Origin of the sequence: Zhongshania borealis (genome assembly GCF_039539625.1) — a bacterium.
In the GTDB taxonomy this organism is placed as follows: domain Bacteria; phylum Pseudomonadota; class Gammaproteobacteria; order Pseudomonadales; family Spongiibacteraceae; genus Spongiibacter; species Spongiibacter borealis.
This window is the reverse complement of the sequence record NZ_BAABDM010000001.1, coordinates 341647-365544: the sequence shown is the minus strand read 5'-3', so window position 1 is coordinate 365544 and position 23898 is coordinate 341647. Positions and strand designations below refer to the sequence as shown.

Annotated in this window: 18 protein-coding genes; 2 read left to right on the top strand and 16 right to left on the bottom strand. The window is 50.2% G+C overall.

Annotated features, from left to right (window positions below; all coding sequences use genetic code 11):
- Positions 1–132 precede the first annotated feature (132 nt).
- From ABD836_RS01720 to leuC, 5 genes are all read right to left on the bottom strand, one after another.
- A complete protein-coding gene (locus tag ABD836_RS01720) occupies positions 133–1101 on the bottom strand; it encodes an Asd/ArgC dimerization domain-containing protein (RefSeq protein WP_344932019.1) in 969 nt (322 codons plus the stop codon).
- Positions 1101–2219: an aspartate-semialdehyde dehydrogenase gene (gene asd, locus ABD836_RS01715; protein ID WP_344932017.1), complete on the bottom strand. Its 1119-nt coding sequence runs from the start codon at positions 2217–2219 to the stop codon at positions 1101–1103. Before asd ends, ABD836_RS01720 begins: the two co-directional genes overlap by 1 nt.
- Before the next feature lie 75 nt (positions 2220–2294).
- Positions 2295–3377 (bottom strand): 3-isopropylmalate dehydrogenase, encoded by a 1083-nt coding sequence (leuB, locus tag ABD836_RS01710; protein ID WP_344932015.1) that lies wholly within the window; start codon positions 3375–3377, stop codon positions 2295–2297.
- A 207-nt stretch (positions 3378–3584) separates the two neighbouring features.
- Entirely contained in the window at positions 3585–4235 is a 651-nt protein-coding gene (leuD, locus tag ABD836_RS01705; RefSeq protein ID WP_344932014.1) for a 3-isopropylmalate dehydratase small subunit, read from the bottom strand.
- A gap of 10 nt (positions 4236–4245) precedes the next feature.
- Positions 4246–5667 carry a 3-isopropylmalate dehydratase large subunit gene (leuC, locus tag ABD836_RS01700; protein ID WP_344932012.1) on the bottom strand — a complete coding sequence of 474 codons (1422 nt, stop codon included), beginning with the start codon at positions 5665–5667 and terminating at the stop codon, positions 4246–4248.
- Positions 5668–5795: 128 nt separating this feature from the next.
- On the opposite strand from leuC, the gene ABD836_RS01695 reads away from it, so the two are divergent.
- Positions 5796–6677, top strand: coding sequence for a LysR family transcriptional regulator (locus tag ABD836_RS01695; RefSeq protein ID WP_344933556.1), 882 nt, complete (start codon positions 5796–5798; stop codon positions 6675–6677).
- 6 nt (positions 6678–6683) lie between these two features.
- On the opposite strand, the gene ABD836_RS01690 is transcribed toward ABD836_RS01695, so the two are convergent.
- From ABD836_RS01690 to ABD836_RS01670, 5 genes are all read right to left on the bottom strand, one after another.
- Complete coding sequence (locus ABD836_RS01690; protein ID WP_344932010.1) at positions 6684–7283, bottom strand: nucleotidyltransferase family protein; 600 nt, start codon at positions 7281–7283, stop codon at positions 6684–6686.
- Complete coding sequence (locus ABD836_RS01685) at positions 7283–8263, bottom strand: XdhC family protein (protein WP_344932008.1); 981 nt, start codon at positions 8261–8263, stop codon at positions 7283–7285. The genes ABD836_RS01690 and ABD836_RS01685 overlap by 1 nt, the downstream gene beginning before the upstream one ends.
- 78 nt (positions 8264–8341) lie before the next feature.
- Positions 8342–10933 (bottom strand): TonB-dependent receptor, encoded by a 2592-nt coding sequence (locus ABD836_RS01680; RefSeq protein ID WP_344932006.1) that lies wholly within the window; start codon positions 10931–10933, stop codon positions 8342–8344.
- A 294-nt stretch (positions 10934–11227) separates the two neighbouring features.
- Positions 11228–13591: a TonB-dependent receptor gene (locus tag ABD836_RS01675; protein ID WP_344932004.1), complete on the bottom strand. Its 2364-nt coding sequence runs from the start codon at positions 13589–13591 to the stop codon at positions 11228–11230.
- Between the two features lie 206 nt (positions 13592–13797).
- Positions 13798–14268, bottom strand: a complete 471-nt coding sequence (locus ABD836_RS01670) for a flavodoxin family protein (RefSeq protein WP_344932002.1) — start codon at positions 14266–14268, stop codon at positions 13798–13800.
- 84 nt (positions 14269–14352) lie between these two features.
- Here ABD836_RS01670 and gloA point away from each other — a divergent pair, with 84 nt between their 5' ends.
- On the top strand, positions 14353–14793 hold the full coding sequence (gene gloA, locus ABD836_RS01665; RefSeq protein WP_344932001.1) for a lactoylglutathione lyase: 441 nt from the start codon (positions 14353–14355) through the stop codon (positions 14791–14793).
- A gap of 14 nt (positions 14794–14807) precedes the next feature.
- On the opposite strand, the gene ABD836_RS01660 is transcribed toward gloA, so the two are convergent.
- From ABD836_RS01660 to ABD836_RS01635, 6 genes are all read right to left on the bottom strand, one after another.
- Positions 14808–15413, bottom strand: a complete 606-nt coding sequence (locus tag ABD836_RS01660) for a transglycosylase SLT domain-containing protein (RefSeq protein ID WP_344931999.1) — start codon at positions 15411–15413, stop codon at positions 14808–14810.
- A complete protein-coding gene (gene ligA, locus ABD836_RS01655) occupies positions 15410–17437 on the bottom strand; it encodes an NAD-dependent DNA ligase LigA (protein WP_344931997.1) in 2028 nt (675 codons plus the stop codon). Before ligA ends, ABD836_RS01660 begins: the two co-directional genes overlap by 4 nt.
- A 40-nt stretch (positions 17438–17477) precedes the next feature.
- Entirely contained in the window at positions 17478–18425 is a 948-nt protein-coding gene (zipA, locus tag ABD836_RS01650) for a cell division protein ZipA (protein ID WP_344931995.1), read from the bottom strand.
- A gap of 144 nt (positions 18426–18569) precedes the next feature.
- The gene (smc, locus tag ABD836_RS01645) at positions 18570–22070 is read right to left on the bottom strand and encodes a chromosome segregation protein SMC (protein WP_344931993.1); all 3501 of its coding nucleotides are present in this window, start codon (positions 22068–22070) and stop codon (positions 18570–18572) included.
- A gap of 145 nt (positions 22071–22215) precedes the next feature.
- Entirely contained in the window at positions 22216–23424 is a 1209-nt protein-coding gene (gene ccmI / locus ABD836_RS01640; protein ID WP_344931991.1) for a c-type cytochrome biogenesis protein CcmI, read from the bottom strand.
- Complete coding sequence (locus ABD836_RS01635) at positions 23421–23894, bottom strand: cytochrome c-type biogenesis protein (RefSeq protein WP_344931989.1); 474 nt, start codon at positions 23892–23894, stop codon at positions 23421–23423. The genes ccmI and ABD836_RS01635 overlap by 4 nt, the downstream gene beginning before the upstream one ends.
- Between the last annotated feature and the right edge of the window lie 4 nt (positions 23895–23898).

Genomic DNA, 23898 nt, shown 5'->3' with positions numbered 1-23898 from the left:
ACCGTCTGTGTCTTAGCACTCAGCTCTCAGCGGCTAAACTGAAATACTGCTTTTTATAAAGTAATCCTACCTTGCGGGAACTACGCCGTATGGAGACCAAGCACATCTCCAAATCACATGCGTAGATATTAGCTAGATGTTGATTTTAATCAAGTTTTTAAGTAGCTCAATAATGTTAAACACCGCACCTTTACGGAGATTATCACCGACAACAGTACAACGAAAGGCTGTTTCGTCACGCCGATCGTAATTAAGTTGATCAATATCAATACAATCACTACCCTGCAGACACACTGGCGAAGCTTGTTCAGCGTCCTCATTTGGGAATAAACGGAAGCGTGAATCTTCGCTTAAACTGCCTCGCAGTGCAGACAAATTTGGCCTATCTTCGCATTCCACACGCAACATGATGGTGTGGCCATAAAATACCGGAACCATCATCACGCTAGCTGCAATGGCGATATCACCACCCAATAAGCGACTTAAATTATGCTCGACCTCAGCCGCAGCGCGGTCCGCAGATTGCGGCAAAACATTGAAAGCAATTTGCTGACCAAGCACAGTTTTGTCAGGCGTTTGCCCACCCAATAAGCGCGCTGTCTCTGCCGCGAGCGCTTCGATGCCATCACGACCTGCGACGGACACCGCCTGCGCAAGGCTAATATCCACGCGATTTATACTTCCCACAGGCAATTGCTGCAGCAACGCGGCCACTTGGCTGCTGGCGGCATCGGCGATGGCGAACAGTTTAACGTCACCCGCAATTGCCACACCTTCACAGAAAATTACGGCATCATCGCGCTGCGCCAAGGTGTCGGTGGCATCCAGCACCACAATACCCGCGTCACAGGCGGCATCAACTAGCCCTGCATCACTGCCCGCTTCAGGAAGAAAAATGGCTAAATCTAGCACACCAAAATCAGCGGTACTTGGCTCTTTGACGGCAACCGGGCGACCACGAAACATCGCAGTTTCACCCTCGGCATCCGCCGCAAACACGCTCGCGCTTTCGATACCAAGCTCTAGTTCAGACAAGCCTTGCAACAAAGACTCACCTTCAAGCCCAGTGGCGCCGAAAACCGCAACGCGTTTATAGGCCATTATTTTATGTCTCCCAGCAGAATTCGCAGCATCCGGCGCAGAGGCTCCGCCGCACCCCACAATAATTGATCGCCAACAGTGAACGCCGACAAATACTGATCACCCATGTTCAACTTGCGCAAGCGACCAACAGGGACATGCAGCTTGCCGGTTACGGCGGTTGGCGTCAGTTTAGCCAAGGTCTCGGCGCGATCATTTGGAACCACTTGCACCCAGTCATTGGCGCTAGCGAGAATGCTTTCTACTTCGCTTATTGCGACGTTTTTATTTAATTTAATGGTCAGCGCCTGGCTGTGACAACGCATTGCCCCAATTCGCACACAGTTACCATCTATAGCGATAGGCGACTGCTCGCGACCAAGAATCTTATTCGTCTCGGCTTGGCCCTTCCATTCTTCACGGCTCTGACCATTTTCCAGCTGAGTATCGATCCACGGCAACAAACTACCCGCCAAGGCATGACCAAACTGCTCTTTCGGAAACGCGTCGCTACGCATCATTTCAGCTACTTTGCGGTCGATATCAAGGATATTTGAGCGGGAGTCCGCCAGTTCGTCAGCGACACTGTCCCGCACACTGCCCATTTGCGTGATCAATTCGCGCATATTTTGCGCACCAGCGCCGCTGGCTGCTTGGTAAGTTTGAGCACTCACCCATTCAACCAAGCCTTCACGGAATAAGCCGCCCACCGCCATTAGCATTAAGCTAACCGTGCAGTTACCGCCAATAAAGTTTTTAACACCGCGAGACAAACCATCTTTAATTACGTCAAGGTTGACGGGATCAAGGGTAATAATTGCATCGTCTTTCATGCGTAGCGACGACGCCGCATCAATCCAGTAGCCATCCCAACCGCCTTCACGCAATGCAGGAAACACTGCTTTGGTGTAATCACCACCCTGGCAAGAAATGATGATATCCATCTGCCGCAGCTCTGCGACATCATTGGCATCTTTTAAGGCATCGATATCACGGCCAATTGAAGGACCCTGCCCACCAACATTAGAGGTGGTAAAAAATATTGGTTCAATGCCATCAAAGTCTTTCTCTTCTAGCATGCGACCCATCAATACCGAGCCAACCATTCCACGCCAACCTACAAAACCTACTTTTTTCATATTTACTCCCAAATCCTGCTTTGCAAACGACGACATCGTCGCTGCGAATTTTTGCTTTAAGCTGCCCTGCGCGATTTAAAGCGCGGCAATTACGGCATCGCCCATTTCGACGGTATTCACGAGCGTGCTGCCTGGCGAGAAGATATCGCCCGTGCGCAAGCCCTGATCCAATACTTTACTTACCGCGTCTTCAATAAGCTGCGCCGCTTCAGGCTCATTTATCGAATAACGCAGCATCATGGCCACCGACAATATCGTCGCCAGTGGATTCGCTTTGTTTTGACCTGCAATATCCGGTGCTGAACCATGACAAGGTTCATACATACCCCGACCATTCACATCCAGCGAGGCCGATGGCAACATGCCTATCGATCCGGTGAGCATGGCTGCGGCATCCGACAATATATCGCCAAACATATTGCCCGTGACCACAACATCGAACTGCTTCGGCGCGCGAATAAGCTGCATGGCGGCATTGTCGACATACATATGCGACAGCTCAACATCGGGGTAATCCTTGGCCATGTCTTCCATGATTTCTCGCCACAGCATGGTGACCTCAAGCACATTGGCCTTGTCGACCGAGCACAGGCGACCGCCGCGCTTTTGCGCCGCTTCAAACGCGACTTTACCAATGCGACGAATTTGAGACTCGTTATACACGTAGGTGTTATAGCCTTCGCGCTCACCATTTTCTAAAACGCGAATACCGCGTGGCTGACCAAAATAAATACCGCCGGTCAGCTCCCGTACAATCAAAATATCCAAGCCCGCAACCAATTCAGGTTTAAGCGACGAGGCATCCGCCAACTGAGGGTACAAAATTGCGGGGCGCAAATTCCCGAACAAATCCAAGCGACGGCGAATTTCTAATAGACCCGCCTTCTCAGGACGCTCAGCCACGGGTAATTTATCCCATTTGGGGCCGCCCACTGCACCAAGAAGAATAGCATCGGCGCGCGCGCACAGTTCAAAAGTCGCCTCTGGCAACGCAGTGCCGTGGGCATCAATGGCAGAACCGCCCACCAGGGCGTGCTCTAGATTAAGACCCAGTTCGCAACGGGCATTAACGCTTTCCAACACCTTTACCGCTTCTGCCATGATTTCATGACCAATGCCGTCGCCGGGCAATATTGCTATTGTTCTTTGTGTAGACACTTTACATTCCTTTAAATTGGATTAGCCGAGGATAATGAAAGATAGCCTCTGGATAATGTCGAGCGGCCAAAACGCCCGAGGGGCTTGGGAAGCGACGGCAGCTGGGCCGCCGCTGGAGCGCTGACAGCGGAGTTTATAGCGAATAAATTCTAATTTCGAGCACCGTTAGCGGCTCCCATACTAAGCACGCTAGTTTACATTATTCCCTTAGGCGATGTGCTCTCGGAATAACCACGGCGAGGAAAGCTGCAATTTGCTTTCATAGGCGCGAATATCATCGGCGTCTTGCAATGTTAAACCGATATCATCTAGCCCATTCACCAAGCAGTGTTTACGGAAGGCATCAACATCAAACGGAATTGACTCGCCTGCTGGCGTAATTACCGTCTGCGCTGGCAGATCAATCTTGAGCTTATAGCCTTCATCCGCAAACATAGCAGTAAATAACTCAGCTACTTTTTCTGCTGGCAGCACAATGGGTAAAACGCCATTTTTAAAACAGTTGTTGAAGAAGATATCGGCAAAGCTCGGCGCTATCACGCAACTAAAGCCGTAGTCTTCTAATGCCCAAGGCGCGTGCTCGCGACTTGAACCGCAACCAAAATTCTCCCGTGCCAGCAAAATCTCTGCACCTTGGTAGCGTGGAAAATTCAGCGGAAAGTCCTTGTTCAGCGGTCGCTGGCTGCAATCTTCACCTGGCTGACCTTCATCAAGGTAGCGCAGTTCATCAAAAAGATTAGGACCAAAGCCGCTGCGCTTTATCGATTTCAAAAACTGCTTGGGAATAATCATATCGGTATCAACATTGGCGCGATCCATCGGCGCCACGATGCCGTCTAATACTGTAAATGCTTTCATTGCCTACCCCTCAATTCCAGTCCCGAACATCAACAAAATGACCGGCTATCGCCGCCGCGGCAGCCATGGCAGGACTCACCAAATGCGTACGACCACCAAAGCCCTGACGACCTTCAAAGTTACGATTCGATGTCGACGCACAATGCTCGCCGGCACCAAGTTTGTCGGCATTCATGGCCAGACACATAGAACAGCCAGGCTCACGCCACAGTAGGCCTGCCTCAATAAAGATTTTATCCAGGCCCTCAGCCTCAGCCTGTTTTTTCACCAAGCCGGAACCGGGCACGACGAGCGCTTCTTTTACGTTACTCGCAACCGTTTTGCCCCGCACCACAGCGGCGGCTTCACGCAGATCTTCAATTCGCGAATTGGTGCATGAACCTATAAACACTCTGTCTAACTTAATATCGGTAATGGCTTGGCCAGCTTTTAAACCCATGTACTCCAGCGCACGTTCGCATCCAGTCCGCTTGGCAGGATCAGCGTAATCACTTGGGCTAGGCACCATGCCATTAATCGGCAGCACCATCTCTGGGCTCGTACCCCACGTAACCTGAGGTAGAATATCTGCACCGTTAAGCACAACCGTGGCATCAAAAACCGCATCGCTGTCACTGAGCAAAGTACGCCAGTATTTGACCGCTTGATCCCACTCAGCATCATTTGGCGCAAAAGGACGACCCTTAACGTAGTCGAGCGTTATATCATCAACCCCAACCATGCCGACTCTCGCACCACCTTCGATAGCCATATTGCAGATCGTCATGCGGCCTTCCATCGACAATTTGCGAATTACGTCGCCACCAAACTCAATCGCGTAGCCAGTACCACCCGCAGTGCCAATTTTGCCGATAATGGCCAGCACCACGTCTTTTGCCGTCACACCCGGGCGGAGCTCTCCGTCAACTCGAACCAGCATGTTCTTGCTTTTCTTTTGAATTAAGCACTGAGTCGCGAGCACATGCTCAACTTCGGAAGTACCAATACCATGCGCAAGCGCACCAAGTGCACCGTGAGTAGCGGTATGCGAGTCGCCACAAACCACCGTCATGCCGGGCAGCGTCGCACCTTGTTCCGGGCCAACCACGTGAACAATACCCTGACGCACATCATTTATCGAAAATTCGGTAATGCCGAACTCACTGCAGTTTTCGTCTAAAGTACGAACCTGAATGCGTGACACTTCATCGGCAATCGCCTCGACGCCACCGCTGCGCTCAACTGCCTCTGTAGGCACGTTATGGTCAGGGGTCGCCAAATTCGCGCTTACCCGCCACGGATTGCGGCCAGCCAAACGCAGACCTTCAAATGCCTGTGGCGAAGTAACTTCGTGTACCAAATGGCGGTCGATATAAATAAGTGCAGTGCCATCGTCACGCTCTTTTACCAAGTGAGCCGCCCACAGTTTGTCGTAAAGTGTTTGTCCAGCCATATCCTGTCCCGCCACCCTGTCGTAATGAATAATTCCAGAAACGCAATCTTACGCAGCACAACCAAATAACACAAATTCATATTTTTCATTATTTGCATTCCTATATGGAATACAAATACAATCAGGGTATGGACACTGAATCACTAAAAGCCTTTCTCGCCGTCGCAGAGCAGCAGTCTTTCTCACTGGCGGCGGAACAACTCCATATCACGCAACCTGCGGTGAGCAAGCGTATAGCCGCGTTGGAACGGCAACTAGACTGCAAATTATTTGACCGAATTGGCCGCAATATCCACCTAACCGAATCGGGTCGCGCACTGATGCCCCAGAGTCGGCGGATACTGCAAGACATTAAAGAGGCCGTGCGCAGCATTCACGACTTACGGGGTGACGTTAGCGGGCGATTAACGATGGGTATCAGTCATCATATTGGCCTTCATCGTCTGCCACCGGTATTGCGGGCGTTCAGTCAGCGCTACCCAGAAGTGAAGCTCGATATCGATTTTATGGACTCTGAACTTGCCCATCAGCGAATCTTGCACGGCGAAATGGATTTGGCAGTAATCACCCTTTCCCCTACGGATGAGCAACAATTGCAGTCAATCCCAATTTGGGAAGACCCATTAGCCGTTACCGTTGCCAAAGATCACCCCCTCGCCAAACATCACACCGTAAGCGCGAAGATGCTCAGCCAGCACATTGCCTTACCGCCTGGACTAAACACCTATACAGGACAAATTATTAAAGACCTGTTTGACCAGCAAGGCCTGAGTATGAATATCGGTATGTCGACCAATTACCTAGAAACCATCAAGGTAATGGTCAGTATTGGCTTGGGTTGGAGTATTTTACCGCTGACCCTGCTCGACGATTCAGTGACCGCACTACAATGGCAAGGCCAAGCGCTATCGCGAACATTGGGCTGTGTTCATCATCGCAGCCGCAGCTTATCGAATGCCGCAGAGGCATTTATTGAATTACTGCTTGCAGCGCGCACAGAGCCGTACTAAACCAAGTTACTCTGGCCGCAAACGCGGCTTCAAACGTGACAACAATTCAGCCATTTGCTCAGGCGTATCAGCATCTTGATATATTCCCTCATCGCTTAACCTTACTTCTTGCACGATCGCTGCACATTTATTCAGCACAGACTTAGCCCCAATATCGCCACTCAAGTCAGCTAGTAAAGGCCAAAATTCCCGACCGAACGCTACCGGGTGGCCACGGCGAGAATCGCAAACCGGCACCACAATATTATCGGAGCGCGCCGCTGCGGCTACCGCCTGCAGCGAAGCAATGCGAATTAGCGGCAAATCTACCGGCAGCAGTAAAACCGAATCGGCACTTGTTGATAAAGCAAGTTGCTTCAAGCCATCACTGATACTATGCCCCATCCCCATCTGCGCGTTTGGGGCGAAAAGACAGGGCGCATCAATGTCGGCAGCCACTTTATCAGCAACATCAATAATCACACTGACCTCTAAGCCCGCTTTGCGCGCCCGCCTTACCAGCGCGTTAATCAATACGCCGCCATGGGGTAAAGCGGCAAAGCGCTTGTCTTGCTCGCCAAAGCGTCGGCTTTTACCTGCCGCCAGGACCAATAAGGGAAGTCCCATTATCTTATGGGTACTCCACCATCAGCGCGCCGCATCCCGGCCCGCAACTGGGTAAGTTCAGCCATAATCGCCAGTGCAATTTCCATGGCCGACTTACTGCCTATAGGCAGACCCACCGGCGCATGCAATTGCTGCAATTGCTCACCAGTAATATCCAAGTTTAACAAGCGCTCACGGCGCTTATCCGAGGTGCGCTGCGACCCTAGGGCACCAACATAAAATAGCGGCTGGGTAAGCGCCTGCATTAACGCCATATCATCTATACGCGGGTCATGTGTTAAGGTCACGACGGCCGTGTAACTATCGCCATATTCACTGACCGCATCGTCAGGCATATCAGCTAATAACTCCGCTCCACTAACCGACCATTGCGCCCGCCGGTCTTCACGAGGATCGCAGACCAAAACCCGGTAATCCATCGCCAAAGCAATTTCGGCAATGCAACGCGCCAATTCATTTGCACCTATAAGCAACATTTGAAAACGCGGACCAAAATCCTGCTGCATAGCATTTTCATCAATACAGAGCGGCTGACAGCTAGCAATTGTTTCGAGTTGCCAGCCGCCCTGCGCTAAATCTACTTTGCGACGAATAGGCCGCCGTGCCGCCAAGGCAACTAAAAGCTCATTAAGTAAATCACCCTGCATTTTACTTGGCGCTAGAGGCTCAATTAAAATATGCATTCGACCACCGCAAGGTAAGCCAAAACGCTCGTTCTCCTCTGGGCTCACCCCGTATTCCAATAGCACCGGCGTTGTGGCCGCTAACTCGCCGCGCTGCAGCTTGCCAAGCAACTCATCTTCAATACAGCCGCCGGAAAGCGAGCCATGCAGATTTCCGTGCTCATCCATCGCCATTATGGAGCCCAAAGGTCGTGGCGACGCCCCAAAAGTCTTTACAACAGTACACAACCACCCGGACTCACCCCGCTGTAAAAATGCTTCCGCTGCTGCCAAAACTAACTGATCTATGGTTTTCACACAAAGAACCTATATAAATTTTTTGCAAAAAAAACGCCGCTTACGCGGCGTTATATTCGTCTATCCCTCAGGACAAAATCAATACCAGCGGTAAGTTGCCTGCAAAGCCACAGTGCGCGGGGTATCGATAAAGCCATAGTGGCCGGCCGCACCAAAAATGCTATTGGCTAAAGGCGTGTCATTAGAGTAAGAAACGGTGGTTTCATCCGTCGCATTCTTAACTAGCAGTGCTACATCCCAACCTGCCGTCACATCCGCCAAAGACATACGCAGATTAGCTTTAACATACGCATCTTGCTGTTGGCTTGGATCTAAGTTCTGTGAAGAATTAAAATCGCCAGTAAACACGAAGTCAGCACCACCACGGAATTCCAAGTCTTTGCTCACCATAGTGGTGTAAACAAAGGTCATGTTACCGGAGTAATCAGCTACGTACTGGTTGGTTTTACCCTTGTAGTCACAGTAGGGGTTGCCATCTACTTCATAATCGACAGTCTGTCCTTGGTAGCATTGACCATTAGCAAAATCTGTAAACTCGAAGTCCAAGAATGCCAAAGCAGCCGTCATCATCAAGTTTTCAGAAAGCGCCATACGTCCGTCGAGCTCGATACCCATGGTGGTTGCAGCGCCAGCATTACCAACGTTAAAACCTAGCGTACCGTCAAAGATACTCACCTGCAGATCGTCGTACTGAGTGTAAAACGCTGCAACATTCAACTCAGCAGCACCGTCTAACAACGTTGTTTTGGCTCCGGCTTCAAAGCTTGTTGCCTGCTCTTCCTCATATTCAAAACTACCTACCAGTATAATTGGCGTAGGTTCGTCTAGGTTCTGAAGTGGACGAATCTCATTTGCTTCAGGAGAAGCATTAGAGCGCGCATCGTAACCGCCAGACTTATAACCAATACTCGCTGTAGCGTATAGCATCACGTCATCACTCCAGTCGTGCTGGATATTCAACGACGGCGCTAGATTCCCACTGCTACGCGAACCACTTAGGTCGTGACGCTCAGCTGAAAAGTTTTTCGCTACAACAGTATCAATCTCACCTTCGGCTCTAATTTCACCGGTGGTGATGTCACTGAAATCAAGTTTACGCTTACCATCTTTTTCCTCGTAAGAATAACGTAAACCAAGTGTTGCGCGGGTCAAATCAGAAATATTCCAGGTCGCTTGCACAAAACCAGAAATCAGATCAGTGGTCGATTCAAAGTAACGCGGCGTACCAAGATTAACGATTTCATCACCAGCGTCACCCAAACCACCAAGCTCTAATAAACCAAGACCAAAGAGCGGTGCCAGAGCAGCTTCTAGCGGCGTACCAGCAACCGCAGCGGCTGTTACATTATCGAGCGGTCCACCCTCAATATCCCCACCAGTCGGACGCTCGCCACGAGCACCAGCCTCTTGAATATCAGCAGCATTCAGCAATTGCGGTAAGATGTCGCTTTCGACGCGAATACTGTCAAAGAAATCTAGCTCACTGTGCTGAAAGAACGCACCAGCGATGAATTCAAAGGTTTCACCAACCGGTGATACCCAACGAATCTCTTGGCTAAACTGGCTGTACTCCTCCTCGGCGGCAACACTAAATACTGATGCGCCAGTAAAATCACAGTCACACAGTTCAGAGGTTTCGTACCCCAAAATACCTGTGATAAAGGTAAACGTGTGTTCACCCCAAACGTAATCCACATTAAGGGTTACGTTATGCGTATCGTTGTAGCTGTAGTCACCGTTAGAAGAGCGCTTGAAATCTTGATAGTTATTTAACACCGACGAGTCAGAGTCAACATCAACCAAGGTGATTGGGCCATACGCAATAGTCGTGCGATCAAGTATCTCGCCATAGGTACGGCCGGTAAAAGCGCTTGTTGTGGAAGTCGACGGATTGTCGTTAATGATTTCGATTTGACGACCATTAACATCAAACTGACCGAATTCAACTTTTAATGCAGCAGTCAAGTCTGCACTAGCGTCCCACTCTAACATTAAGCGAACGGTTTGCTCGTCGCGCTCAGGTTCATCGCGGTTCAAGGTCAAGTTTTCTAGATGGCCATCAATTTGGCGCTTCCGGATCGCAAGACGAGCTCCGATAGTGTCGGTCATCGCGCCAGACAATACCAAATCCACAACCTGCTCATTGGTTTCAACCTCATAGGTGCCAGAAACCATGCCTTCAAATTCTTGACTAGGGCGAGCAGAAATCAAACTCAATGCCCCAGCAATACTGTTCTTACCAAACAGTATATTCTGTGGGCCGCGCAGTACTTCAACCCGCGCTAAATCCAAAAATGGCGCACGGCTTAATTGCGCGCGACCATAGCTCACACCGTCGAAATACATACCAACAGACTGTTCAAAACCAGGGTTAATACCAGAACCAATACCGCGAATATAGATATTAGTACCAATACCTGTTTCAGACATGGTTAGGTTAGGAACATAAGCCTGAAGGTCTTCGACCTTGCCTATGCCCGCTTCCATCATTTTTTCGCCTGACACAGCGTTAACTGAAACAGGAACGTCTTGCAGACTTTCGGCACGCAATGTTGCCGTAACAATGACTTCTTCTAATACGCCTGCCGCGTGCGCTTGTGCTGTACACAGCACAACACCTGCCGCGAGAGCGGATAAGCGAAAATCAGAGATAGTTTTTTTCAAGGTCATAGGACCTCCAGATGCAGTTGATTTTTTTATATGTAGCCACCGAACCGAAGCCCAGTAAGCCAACGTTCTGTAATGTAGTCGTTATTATACGGTGCTATCAAAATGTTTGCATCGAAAACATAAAGCATATTCGCTAATGGTTCAATGATTTAGCATTTTTAATCAGTATAGTAACTATATCAAAATAAAATAATCACCCTTACTGCCTAGGTAAAAAAAAGATGCCGCCTAAGCGACATCTTTAGCTCTACTTAACAAACCAGCTCCCCATACAAAGAGCCAACAGCCAAACCACTACCAGCGATAGCTAGCCTGCACAGCTACACTGCGAGGACGCTCGACAAAAGCATAGTGATTTATACTTCCAAAGGAACTGTTTGCCAGCGGCGTATCGTTTGAGTAAGAAATAACATCCTCATCCGTCAGATTCTTACCGATCAAAGCCACTTCCCATCCGGACTTAATATCCGCAAGCGCAAGACGTGCATTAACCTTCACATAGCCATCTTGCTCTTGGCTAGGATCTAAATTCTGCGATGAGTTGTAGTCATCAGTAAAGACAAAGTCAGTGCCAGCACGCAACTCTAGCGCATCGCCAAACTCACGAGTATAAGTAAACGTCACATTACCCGAGTAGTCAGCAACGTATTGGTTAGTTTTACCGGTGTAGTCGCAATTCGTTCCGTTATCAGGAACCTGCCCTTGGTAGCACTGACCATTTTTAAAGTCGGTGAATTCAAAGTCCAAGAAAGCCAATGCAGCCCCCATCATTAACCGATCCGTTATCGCAAAACGACCGTCCAACTCTATCCCTTTCGTTTCAGCGGCACCGGCATTACCAACGTTAAAGCCGAGTTTCCCGTCAAAAATACTCACCTGAAGATCATCATACTTGGTAAAGAAAGCGGCAACGTTCAACTCACCACGACCATCCAAAAAGCTGGTCTTGGCGCCGACTTCAAAACTAGTCGCCTTTTCTTCATCGTATTCAAAGGCACCATCAATGGCACCCCCAGGTGAGGCATTCGAGCGTGCATCAAAGCCACCAGACTTATAACCGACACTCAGTGTTGAGTAAGCCATCACATCATCATTTATATCAAATTGGACATTGATGGACGGAGCCAAATTACCGCCACTCTGTTTACCGTCTAAATCATGCCGTTCGACCTTGAATACCGCTGCCATGATAAAATCAATGCCATCAGGAGGAGTACCATTGGGCGCTTTTGTCACCCCGCTAAGGTCAGCAAAACTTAAATTTCTCGTCCCTTCCTTTTCTTCATAGGAATAGCGCAAACCCAACGTCGCTCTTAAGCGATCTGACGCATTCCATGTAGTTTGCCAAAAAGCAGACCACAAATCAGAGTCCGAAGTGAAATTACGCGGCGCAGTGGTATTTGCAAGGGTAGCACCCGCAGAAGCCCCTAATACATTGCCCACAACAGTAGGCAGAATCAAACTATCAATCACAAGTGAATCATAGAAATCCAAGGAACTGGTTTGAAAATATATGCCGCCAATATGTTCAAACGTACCACCTGCGGCAGATACCCAGCGAATCTCCTGACTGTATTGTTCGTACTCTTCGTCCATCGGCAGACTGAAGACCGGCGCACCCGTGAAGTCACAATCACACAACTCATCAAATTCGTATTGCAATAAACCGGTAATAAAGGTCAATGTACTTTCGCCTAGAGCGTAATCAACATTTAAGGTCAGGTTTTTAGTGCGGTTGTTACTGTAATCACCATTAGATGAACGCTTGTAATCCTGAGATGTATTTAAAGTTGAAGCATCAGCACCAAAACCACCAACAAGTATCTGAGAATACGTCAAGCCAGTGAAGGGGTGGGGGCTCGTAAAACTCGTACTAACTTGATCATTGACTATCTCTACTTGCCGACCAGTAACATTAAATTTACCCAACTCAAACTTAAGCATGGCGGTTAAATCTTCGGAGGCATCCCAATCAAGAATAACCCGCACCGTGCTCTCGTCCCGCTGCGGCTCATCGCGGTTCAGCGTCAGATTTTCGATATAGCCGTCCATTTCACGCTTACGGATCGCAATACGCCCACCCAGTGTTTCGGTGATCGGGCCTGAAACCATGAAATCGACAATCTTTTCACCATGATCTGGTTCGTATAGGCCCGAGATCATGCCCTCATTTTCCTGATCTGGACGCGCCGAGATCAAGCTTAAGGCACCAGCGATACTGTTTTTACCGTAAAGAATATTTTGTGGTCCGCGCAGCACTTCGACACGCGCTAAATCAAGAAAAGGGGCGCGGGTAAGCTGACCACGACCGTAGGAAACGCCATCAAAATACATACCCACTGACTGCTCAAAACCGGGGTTAATACCCGAGCCAATACCGCGGATATAAATATTGGTGCCGATGCCGGTCTCCGACATTGATAAATTTGGTACATAAGCTTGGAGGTCTTCGATTTTATCGATCCCCGCTTCGGCCATTTTTTCGCCGGACACCGCATTTACCGATACTGGCACGTCTTGCAAGCTCTCAGTACGCAGGGTCGCGGTAACCAACACCTCCTCTAATGCTGGTGCTGCCATGACGGTGTTATTCGCACAAAGGCCAATAGCCACGGCCAAGGGCATTAAACAGCGGTTTGATTTGGAATGATTTCTCATCAATGTCTCTCCCAAAGAGATTTATTTTAATTATGTCCGCGCCACTAACGGTGCCAATGACACACGTATAGCGGCTAATACAGAGTCTAGTCGGGAATTCGCGAATGTAAAATGTGAATAACCCCTATATTCGCCTATGAATGGCGCAAGAGATACTACGAATAGTAGGGGGTAAATGGATCAGTTGTTTTGGGCAGAAAGTGACTTTAAAAAATGCCGAGGACGAGGCCCGCGGCAAACCCAGCGCCAAGCTCTTCAGCCTGCTGAAAAGCGTCGGCATTTGGCTCGCCAAAACAAACAACGGGGTCAGTCACGCAGCGCCACGCGTAGCCTTTTGCAATGCGCTGCCATTGATTTAGCGCCGCAGTGCCGTCGTTGCCTGTACAGACAAACACACCATAGGGCCTCACCAACTCCCGCTCTAGCGTGGGGTAAAAGGTACGGTCAAAGAAATCTTTCATACCGCCAGCCAGTGCGCCAAAATTCTCGGGCATAAACAGAAGTACACCGTCACACCAGATAATGTCGCGGGTGCCCGCCTCTGCCGCCCTGAGCAATCGCACCTCGACACCGGATTCAGCAGCGGCAGAAGCGCTAGCGGCATAGGCTAAACGCTCGTTTCTACCTGACTGACTGTGATATACAATTAACAGGTGCTTTGTTTCAGAATCAGCCACGATCAGCGCTCTTTAATAAAGTTACCACAATGAAAACACAGCCGCGGTCTATTTACACGCGGGCGGAATTTAGCGGGAAGACACATGAAATTTTTACACACCATGATTCGGGTCAAAAACCTTGACGCCTCAATACGCTTTTACTGCGAGCTACTCGGCCTAGAGGAAGTACGCCGGTACGACAGTGAAAAAGGCCGTTTTAGCTTAATATACCTTGCCGCGCCCGAGGACGTAGCCTCCGCACAGGAGACCCAAGCGCCGACGATTGAACTGACCTATAACTGGGACGCGGAAGATTATCAGGGTGGCCGCAACTTTGGTCATCTCGCTTTTGCCGTCGATGACATCTATGCCATTTGCCAAAGCTTACAAGACGCGGGCGTTTGCATTAACCGCCCGCCCCGCGACGGCCATATGGCGTTTGTGCGCTCACCAGACAATATCTCTATTGAATTACTGCAGCGTGGCGAAGCTCTGCCACCACAAGAACCTTGGCTATCTATGCCAAATACCGGCGAATGGTAATCCCGATTTAGGCCTTAAAAAATACCGAAAAACCAGCCGCCGCTTTTCAGATCTTTTTCACAGCGCGCTAATTGCGCTGTGTAGGTTTGTGAGCGCGCGGCCACTTTACCACCTACCCGTTTCAACCACGGTTTATTGTTGTAGCTACGCTTTTTATAGCCACCGTGCCCCTCGTGATAGGCCATATACAAGCTATAACTATCGGTGGGGCTAATCCCAACGGTGCGGGTACTCACATTGTTATACCAGCCGATAAAATCGATAGCATCGGCAAAATCATCGCGGTCTGCGCCCCAGTTACCGGACTTATCAAGATACCAATCCCACGTTGAATCTTTCGCCTGCGCATAGCCATAGGCATCTGACATACGACCTGCCGGAATAAAGCCTAGCCAATATTTTTTCGGCGGTTTAGCCTTAGCCACAAAGCCCGACTCTTGATACATAATCGACATCATAATTGGAATTGGGGAATTCCATTTTTTAGACGCTGACTTTGCGTCGCCATACCAATCGTCCTTCTCGCGAAAAATAGCGCAGATATCACCAGGATTGCGCGGTGGCGAGGTAGTACAGCCAACCACAGTCACTGAAAGGAACAAAACCCAGATAATTCTCATACGCTACTGCCATTCTCGACAAACAACTGTAGTAATTGCTGTTCGTTAATCACTGCCACTCCCAGCGCTTCGGCCTTCGCTAATTTTGAGCCCGCACTAGCACCAGCTGCGACGCAATCGGTTTTCGCTGACACACTGCCGGCAACCTTTGCTCCCAAGGCCTGTAGCTTTTCCTTTGCCTCGCCTCTGGTCATGCTCTCCAAGTTACCGGTAAGCACCCACGTTTGCCCTGCTAGTGGCTGAGCGCCCCCCTCTTGCCGCGTGGCAGGCCAATGCACACCCCGTTCGATTAATAAATTGATAACCTCACGATTATAGTCACTACTCAAAAAGGCATGGAGATGGCTCGCGACAATCGGACCAACGTCTGCAACCGCTATCAGTTCCTCTTCAGTGGCGGCTAATAAAGCGGGCAGCTCGCCAAAATGCTTCGCTAAATTCAACGCTGTGGCTTCACCGACCTCACGAATCCCCAAAGAATATAAAAACCGCGGCAAGGTCGTTGAGCGCGCCTTTTCCAGTGCAGCCAAGACGTTTTCTGCCGATTTACGGCCCATGCGTTCCAAACCAGCCAACTGTTCAAGTTCTAATACAAACAAATCAGCAACCGTTTCAATTAAACCGGCATCAACCAGCTGCTCAACAAGCTTGTCGCCCAAACCTTCAATATCGAGCGCCTTGCGACTGGCAAAGTGTTTTATTGCCTCTTTGCGCTGAGCACCACAAACCAAGCCACCCGTGCAACGTAAAACAGCCTCACCCGGTGCCCGCTCTAAGCCGCTGGCACAAACCGGGCAGACCTCCGGCGCAACAATAGCGAGCGCCGTCGTCGGCCGACGCTCAAGTACAACTTGAACCACCTGGGGAATAACGTCGCCGGCGCGGCGCACAATCACAAAATCGCCAATCATTACGCCAAGACGCGCAACCTCGTCAAAATTATGCAATGAGGCATTGCTAACCGTCACACCGCCCACAAATACCGGTTCTAGTTTCGCAACCGGCGTTACCGCACCCGTGCGGCCCACTTGAAATTCGACATCCCGCAATTGCGTTATTTCTTCTTGGGCAGGAAACTTATGAGCAATCGCCCAACGCGGTGCCCGAGACACAAAGCCGAGCTTTTCTTGCAAGGCTAGCGAGTCAACTTTAAATACAATTCCATCTATGTCGTAGGCGAGGCTATCTCGCCGCGCGAGTAAGTCTTGGTAATACGCTACGCAACCCTCGATCGACATAACGACACGCAACTCGGAACTAACCAGAAAGCCCCAGTCGCGCAAACGCGCTAAGCCTTCACTGTGACTGCTAAACCATGGGTCACCGTCACCTTGCGCGATACCGTAGCAACTCATTTCTAAGGGCCGAGTGGCTGTAATACGGCTATCTAGCTGCCGTAGACTTCCTGCCGCGGCGTTGCGAGGGTTCACAAACACTTTGCCGTCGGTGGTACCCGCCATTTCATTGATGCGAGCAAAACCGGCACGCGGCATATAGATTTCGCCCCTGACCTCTAGCTCTTCGGGCCAGCCAGATCCGCGCAATTTCAAAGGAATCGAGGCGATAGTTTTCACGTTCTGGGTAATATCTTCGCCCACCCGACCGTCGCCACGGGTGGCACCTCTAACTAAAACACCGTCGACATAAAGTAGACTTACCGCTATGCCGTCGAGTTTTGGCTCGCAGGCATAAGCGAATTCGCTACTGTCTTTCAGGCGCGCTTTTATGCGCTGATCAAATTCCAGCAGCTCTTGTTCAGAAAACACATTATCCAAAGACAACATTGGCGTTTCGTGGCGCACCTGACTAAAGGCCGCAAGTGGCGGTGCACCAACGCGTTGGCTAGGGGAATCTGAGCTTTGTAATTCGGGGTGTGCAGCTTCAATTTCTTGCAGCTCGCGAAACAGGCGATCGTATTCCGCATCGGGAATAGTCGCCTCATTAAGAACGTAATAGTGATAACTGTGACTGTGCAGCTGTTCGCGAAGCGCTGCTAAGCGCTCGCGTAGAGAGGGATCAAGCATTCAGGACGCCGTTATAATAGTTAATATTGCAAGCACCCGCTTACATCAGGGTTAGCTGGCGGCGCTCAAAATCGCGAATTCGTTGTTTATAATGCTCTAGGGTCTGCTTGGTTGCGACACTGTGAGTTTGGTCGCGCAGTTCACCATCAAGGTTTTTAACGAGGCAACGCGCTGTTTCCACCATAGCCTCATAGGCTTTCATACTGTCGGCAGGGCCGGGCAAGTGCATGAAAAAAACCACACCGGGCGTGGTAAAACCTTCTATCTCATCCAGATCAAAGTTACCCGGTTCCACCAAATTCGCAACGCTAAATTGAATTTCGCCCGTGCCATCCGCATTTTCATAGCGATGAAAGATATTCATTTTGCCGTAGCGCACATCGCAAGCCATCAAAATTTGCAATAAATCATTGCCGTTAAAGGGCTTATCCGTGGGCGACATGGCATTGAGGACTATCAGCTCTTGATGTGACGATGGCGTCGATTGCGCTGCCTTTAAAGACTTGGCTTCCTTGGGTGCACGGCTTTCAGCACTTACCGCCGCGGGTTTAGCTTCACTGCTGCGCGGTGCACTGAGTTCTTCATCGTCATCCAGTTCACCACGCCAGCCTGCGCCAACATCATGTGTTTCATCGAAGTCATCTACAACGCTTGCTTTGCGCCCATACTCTTCCTTTGGATCGGTGAAGAGAATATCGTCATCAGATTCTTCAGCAGCAGCGCTCAATGGTGGCTCTTTGCGAGCTACGGCTGCACCACCCGGCGCTCGCTTCACATGCAGGCTCGGCTGTTCACGCACGGCAATAACCCGCGCAGCACCTGGCAATTCGGGGTTCACCAAATCTTCGTCGACTTCACGGCGCGCCTTAGGCGTTAAGCGTATGGTATCGCTGCGGTCTTTATGCATCCGCCGATAACCATCAAGCAACACTGCCAGTGCTAGCAGTGAGCCAATTATAATTAGCCAATCTCTGACACTGAGGTCCATTATTTAACCCTTTGTGGCCCTTACGACCATATCCCCAATAGCATGCTGTGGCATTAGATAAAATTCTGCGCCTATTGTTCCACGCGTTTTGCTAAATTTCCATATTTTCGCAAATTACCGAGCAACAGCGAATCATCGCCTAGTCTACATCGCCGCCATTTCAGCTGCTTTTTCCAAATCCACCGATACCAAGCGCGAAACTCCGGGTTCGTGCATAGTGACACCCATTAATTGGTGCGCCATTTCCATGGCAATTTTATTGTGGCTAATATAAATAAACTGCACTTCTGATGACATCTCTTTCACCATGCGTGAATAGCGACCAACGTTGGCGTCATCTAGCGGTGCATCGACTTCATCAAGCATACAGAATGGTGCGGGATTCAACCGGAAAATCGAGAATACCAACGCGATCGCTGTTAGCGCCTTCTCACCCCCCGAAAGCAAATGAATCGTACTGTTACGTTTTCCCGGTGGTCGCGCCATGATCGAAATACCCGTATTGAGTAGATCGTCGCCAGTCATTTCGAGCGAAGCACTACCCCCGCCGAATACTTTGGGGAAGAGGTCTTGCAAACCGGCATTCACTCGGTCAAAGGTCTCTTTAAAGCGATTTCGGGTTTCTTTGTCGATACGACGAATCGCCGCTTCCAAGGTTTCTAATGCCTGCTCCAAATCTGCGTTTTGGGCATCCAGATAATTTTTTCGCTCAGATTGCTGTTTATATTCTTCGATTGCGGCAAGGTTGATGGGCCCCAAACGCGCAATACGCCGCCCCACCTGTTCCAGCGACTCTAGCCACTCGGCCTCGTTGGCATTTTCCGGCAGACTGTCGAGTACTGACTGCAAATCGAATTGCGCTTCTTGCAGCTGGTCTTGCAAGCCTTTACGGCGCACTTGCAGGCCTTGGTTATCGACCCGCGCCTGCTCTAACCGCGTGCGCACGGTTTGCAGGCGTTGCTCGATACCGTGACGCTTTTGCTCATTCTCACGCAATTGATGATCAACAACCTCAAGCGCACGGCGCGCCTGGGCCAGTTCTTCTTCAACAGCAAGACGTTGTTCAAGGCGCGATTCCAGCTCAATTTTCAAATCGTCGATTGGCGCATCATTGTCTTCAAGTGTCAGCGCCAGTTGCTCGCGGCGCCCGTGCAGTTGCGCTAATTGCTCTTCGGTCCGGCCAATATTTTGAAGTACCGAATCGCGCTGAGTACGCAGCGATTGGTGACGCATCGCCAATTGATGCGAATGATCCTTTGATTGCCGGGCAGTTTGCCGGGCCGCATCCAATACCGTGCGGTTATTATCGCGCTCACCTAATAAGGTTTCGCGTTTACCAGAATCAAGCTCCATCGCCTCGATTGCTTCTTGCAAGGTCATCCGCGCTTCAGCAACTGACTCCTGCTCCATAGCGAACTGATTGCGTAATTCTTTACCGTCATTTTCTAATTGCAGACGCCGAGTACTCACCTGCTCAACTTTAGCCTGCTGGGCACTGAGCTTAGCTCTAAGCTCACTGAGTTTACGATTGAATTGCTGAACATCACGATTTAAATTCTCGCGATCCTGTTCCTGACTTTTTAGCAATTCACGATCGCTATCGAGCGCCGCAATAATTTCCTCAACGCGCGATTCATTGCTGGCGATGGATTCCCGGAGTTCCTCCAGATCCTGCTGACGCTGCAACACCCCACCCTGCGCAGTATTACCTCGGCTTACGCGCAACCAATTTGCACCTAGCCATAAACCTTCGGGCGTAATCACCGACTCGTGAGCCGCAAGAGTCGCGCGCATCGCCAGTGCGGCATTGAGATCATCTGCCAATTTTACTGTAGCCAAAATACCTGACAGCGCCGCATTGCCAGTGACTTTATCCGCCAGCGATGGCGCCGCACTTGCTTGCCCCGCTTTTAAAGGTTCAACAAACGTAACGCTGCCCTCGGTGAGACCTGCGAGCAAATCCGCCACACCATCTAGGGATTCAACACAAAGCGCCTGCAGCTGATCGGCCAATACCGTTTCTACGGCCTGTTGCCAGTGGTCATCAACTTGCAGCTGCTCGGCCAATCGCGCATTGCTATCAAGTCCATGACTCGCCAACCACTTACTCGTCGCCTTGTCGCCTTGCCCCAGAGCAGCCTGTTGCAGCGCTTCAAGTGAGGCCATACGACCACGCATACTCTGCAAGTCGCTACGGCAACGATCCAAGTTATCATTGGCCTGTTTAATGCGATCGCGGCATTCACTGATTTGCGGTAGCAAGGCAGCATGGCGCTCTTGAGCAGTCGACTCTTCGAGTTCGCCCTCAGCAACCTCCTGCTGAAGAAGCTCTATGTCTTCGTCAACATCTGCCAAACTAAGGCCTTTGCGCTCCTGGTCGAGTTTCTCTACCCGCTCCTGTATACGCTGCAAACTCATCTCGAGGTGCTGAATACGCGATTGCTCAACCTCGGCGCGCTGACGCGGGCCCGCGGCCGTGTGGTTAAACTCGTCCCAGCGCTGTTGCCAAGACTGCATCGCCTCTTCGGCGGCAGCTAGGGCCTCGGCGGCGCTTTCTTCACTGGCTTCAGTAAGTTCTAGCTCCGGCTCTATTTCAGCAATTTCTTCTTCCCACGCAGCGATTTTTTCCTTATCGCTGTCGAGATGTCGAGTGGTTTCCTGAACATTGCCAGCAACTTGTTGCAGATCAGCGTCTAATTGCCGACGGCGTTCCTGCTGATGCTGTATCGCCTGCTCAGCTCGCGCAATTTCAGCGCCGATGCTGTAAAACCGGCCCTGCACCTCGTTAAAGGTATCGTTCAATTGGCTGTGCTGGTCGCGAGCTTCTTCAATACCGGTATTTAAACCCACTTGCTCGGTGACAATCGCTTCGCGATCTAATTCAAGCTGATTAATGTCTTTTTCTTTAAGGCTGGCTTGCTCATCAAGGGCCTTCCACTGCAAGACCTGCACCTGAGCTTTGAGCAAACGCTCTTCTTTTTTAAATTCGGTGTATTTTTCTGCCGAGGCCGCCTGGCGCTGCAAATGTTGCAACTGACGTTCTAATTCGTCGCGTAAATCGGTGAGACGTTCGAGGTTCTCTTGGGTACGGCGCATGCGATTTTCAGTTTCACGGCGACGTTCCTTATACTTGGAGATGCCTGCCGCTTCTTCGATGAATATCCGCAGTTCTTCGGGCTTGGATTCAATCAGACGCGAGATCATGCCCTGTTCAATGATGGCGTAGCTACGCGGGCCCAAACCCGTACCTAGGAAGATGTCAGTAATGTCGCGGCGGCGGCACTTGCTGCCATTTAAATAATATTCCGACACCGCTTCGCGGGTGACTTTACGGCGAATAGCAATCTCGTCGTAAGCCGCGTATTCACCGCCTAATTTCTTGTCGGTATTATCAAATACTAACTCAATTGAGGCCTGACCAACGGGTTTGCGATTCACTGAGCCGTTAAAAATAACATCGGTCATCGACTCGCCACGGAGATTTTTAGCCGAGCTTTCGCCCATCACCCAACGCACAGCGTCAATGATGTTCGATTTGCCACAACCGTTTGGTCCGACCACCGCCGACAAATTTGTCGGGAAATGAACGGTGGTTGGATCGACAAAGGATTTGAATCCAGCCAACTTAATACTTTTTAGACGCATAAACCAATAACCAAGACATGAAGCTTTTGCCAACCGTTGTATTTTTTATCGTTTTCGGGGCAAACGCAGGATAAATTTGCGCAAAGCGCGATTATAGCCATCATCGCGATGACTAACAGTAGAAATTCCCACTTTGCCGAAATTTCTACTTCGCGCCGTGTATCGCATTAATGTGTAAAGCGATGGGGGCCAACTCACCAATATTGCTGATCTGAATAGGATCAGAGACCCAATCACCGGCTTGCCGAATCGCAGTGCCCGCCAAACTAATATGCGCAGATACTATTAACTCAGGAAAATCAGCCAACACCTTGCCTTGGCGAATCACATCACTGTCGGTCAAGTGCAATGCTATTGGCCATTCCTGGCCCGACAGAGGTATACGTAGGGCCGCGACGGGCATCGGCATACCATCGGTGCTTTTAGCCACCACAAACAACACGCCCGCGGGTGCCGATCCCAAGTCCGAATTTAAAGCGACTGTTAACGCAATGCTCTGCACTTCACCACGGGCCATCGCAAGGCGTTTCGCCTCAACGACACCTTCGGCAATCACCGAGGCCTCACCAGAGTTTGGAGGTAATACCTGCAATAAGCTCTGCCAATATTTCAGCGCTTCGCCGTAGCGACCCGCCGCAAATGCGTTAATTCCCATAACCCCGAGCGCCGTCGCCTGCTGTGGATTGATTGCCAGCGCCCGGTCTAAAAGGTCCTGGGTTGTCGCATCTACCCGGCGATCATCGACTAAATACCGCGCTTGCGCCAATTGCGCTAACACGTCAGCGTCTTGGGGATACAAAGCCTCTAAGCGTTGGTAATAAGGTAATGCACCTGCAAAATCACCTTGTTGGCGAAATAGCGTCGCCATCATAACCAAATGCTCTGCACTTTCAGGCCGTTTTTCTAATATTTTTGTTACAAGATCCTGGTAGCGCTGCCAGCGCGAATCGTCTATGCCTTCTTTAACGATTTCAGACTGTAGCAAACGCAGCTCAATATCAAGACGGTGACCCAACTGCCCGTAGATAGCCAATGCAAGCATGGGCAGTGCGATGGCTAATATCAAAATTACCGAACGACGTCGGCCGAGAGCGGCATTGGGCAACTTCGCAGCCGACTCGGACACCAACTGCCGATCAAGTTCGCGTTCAAGATCCTGATATTGCGTTTCATCGATCAATCCGGCGTCACGATCAGCCGTTAATTCACTTCGCCGCTGCAAATAAAATCGACGCTGAGCCCGGCGGTGTAATTCGCCGTCGGCAGAAGTACTTGCGCTACTGCGCGCACCCAGTAGAACAAACACCACTGCGAGCCCAAGTAATATGGCAATACCAAGATACAAAGTCATCATTGAGCACCTCCGTCCTTGCGAACAAGGTCCTCATCAACAAGTAAATCCTTTAGCTGTTGCTGCTCAGTCGGCGACAGATCTTTATCAATCGGTTTGGGTCGCGCTCGCATCGAGGCCATCCGCCACCACACAATTAAGCCAATGAACAATAATCCCAATGGCCCCAGCCACAAAACTGCCGTCGCCGCATTAAATTGCGGTCGATAAAGAATGAAATCACCGTAGCGCGCCACCATGTATTGGGTAATTTCAATATCAGATTTGTCATCCATTATCATCCGATGAATTTGGCGACGTAAATCTTCAGCAATCGCAGAGTCCGATCCAGATAGATTTTGATTCTGGCATTTCGGACAGCGCAACTCCTCAATAAAATGGTTATATCGAGCGCGCTGCACATCAGTATCGAACTGATAGGTTTCAATTACCCCATGCGCCGCAATGCTCATTAGCAGCAAGCAGCTAGTCAATAGA

Excerpts from the sequence above, each read along its gene's own strand:
- leuD (WP_344932014.1), bottom strand. The coding sequence starts at position 4,235 with ATGAAAGCATTTACAGTATTAGACGGCATCGTGGCGCCGATGGATCGC.
- asd (WP_344932017.1), bottom strand. The coding sequence starts at position 2,219 with ATGAAAAAAGTAGGTTTTGTAGGTTGGCGTGGAATGGTTGGCTCGGTA.
- ABD836_RS01675 (WP_344932004.1), bottom strand. The coding sequence starts at position 13,591 with ATGAGAAATCATTCCAAATCAAACCGCTGTTTAATGCCCTTGGCCGTG.
- leuC (WP_344932012.1), bottom strand. The coding sequence starts at position 5,667 with ATGGCTGGACAAACACTTTACGACAAACTGTGGGCGGCTCACTTGGTA.
- ligA (WP_344931997.1), bottom strand. The coding sequence starts at position 17,437 with ATGCTTGATCCCTCTCTACGCGAGCGCTTAGCAGCGCTTCGCGAACAG.
- ABD836_RS01680 (WP_344932006.1), bottom strand. The coding sequence starts at position 10,933 with ATGACCTTGAAAAAAACTATCTCTGATTTTCGCTTATCCGCTCTCGCG.
- zipA (WP_344931995.1), bottom strand. The coding sequence starts at position 18,425 with ATGGACCTCAGTGTCAGAGATTGGCTAATTATAATTGGCTCACTGCTA.
- ABD836_RS01695 (WP_344933556.1), top strand. The coding sequence starts at position 5,796 with ATGGACACTGAATCACTAAAAGCCTTTCTCGCCGTCGCAGAGCAGCAG.
- ccmI (WP_344931991.1), bottom strand. The coding sequence starts at position 23,424 with ATGATGACTTTGTATCTTGGTATTGCCATATTACTTGGGCTCGCAGTG.
- gloA (WP_344932001.1), top strand. The coding sequence starts at position 14,353 with ATGAAATTTTTACACACCATGATTCGGGTCAAAAACCTTGACGCCTCA.
- smc (WP_344931993.1), bottom strand. The coding sequence starts at position 22,070 with ATGCGTCTAAAAAGTATTAAGTTGGCTGGATTCAAATCCTTTGTCGAT.
- ABD836_RS01660 (WP_344931999.1), bottom strand. The coding sequence starts at position 15,413 with ATGAGAATTATCTGGGTTTTGTTCCTTTCAGTGACTGTGGTTGGCTGT.
- ABD836_RS01690 (WP_344932010.1), bottom strand. The coding sequence starts at position 7,283 with ATGGGACTTCCCTTATTGGTCCTGGCGGCAGGTAAAAGCCGACGCTTT.
- ABD836_RS01720 (WP_344932019.1), bottom strand. The coding sequence starts at position 1,101 with ATGGCCTATAAACGCGTTGCGGTTTTCGGCGCCACTGGGCTTGAAGGT.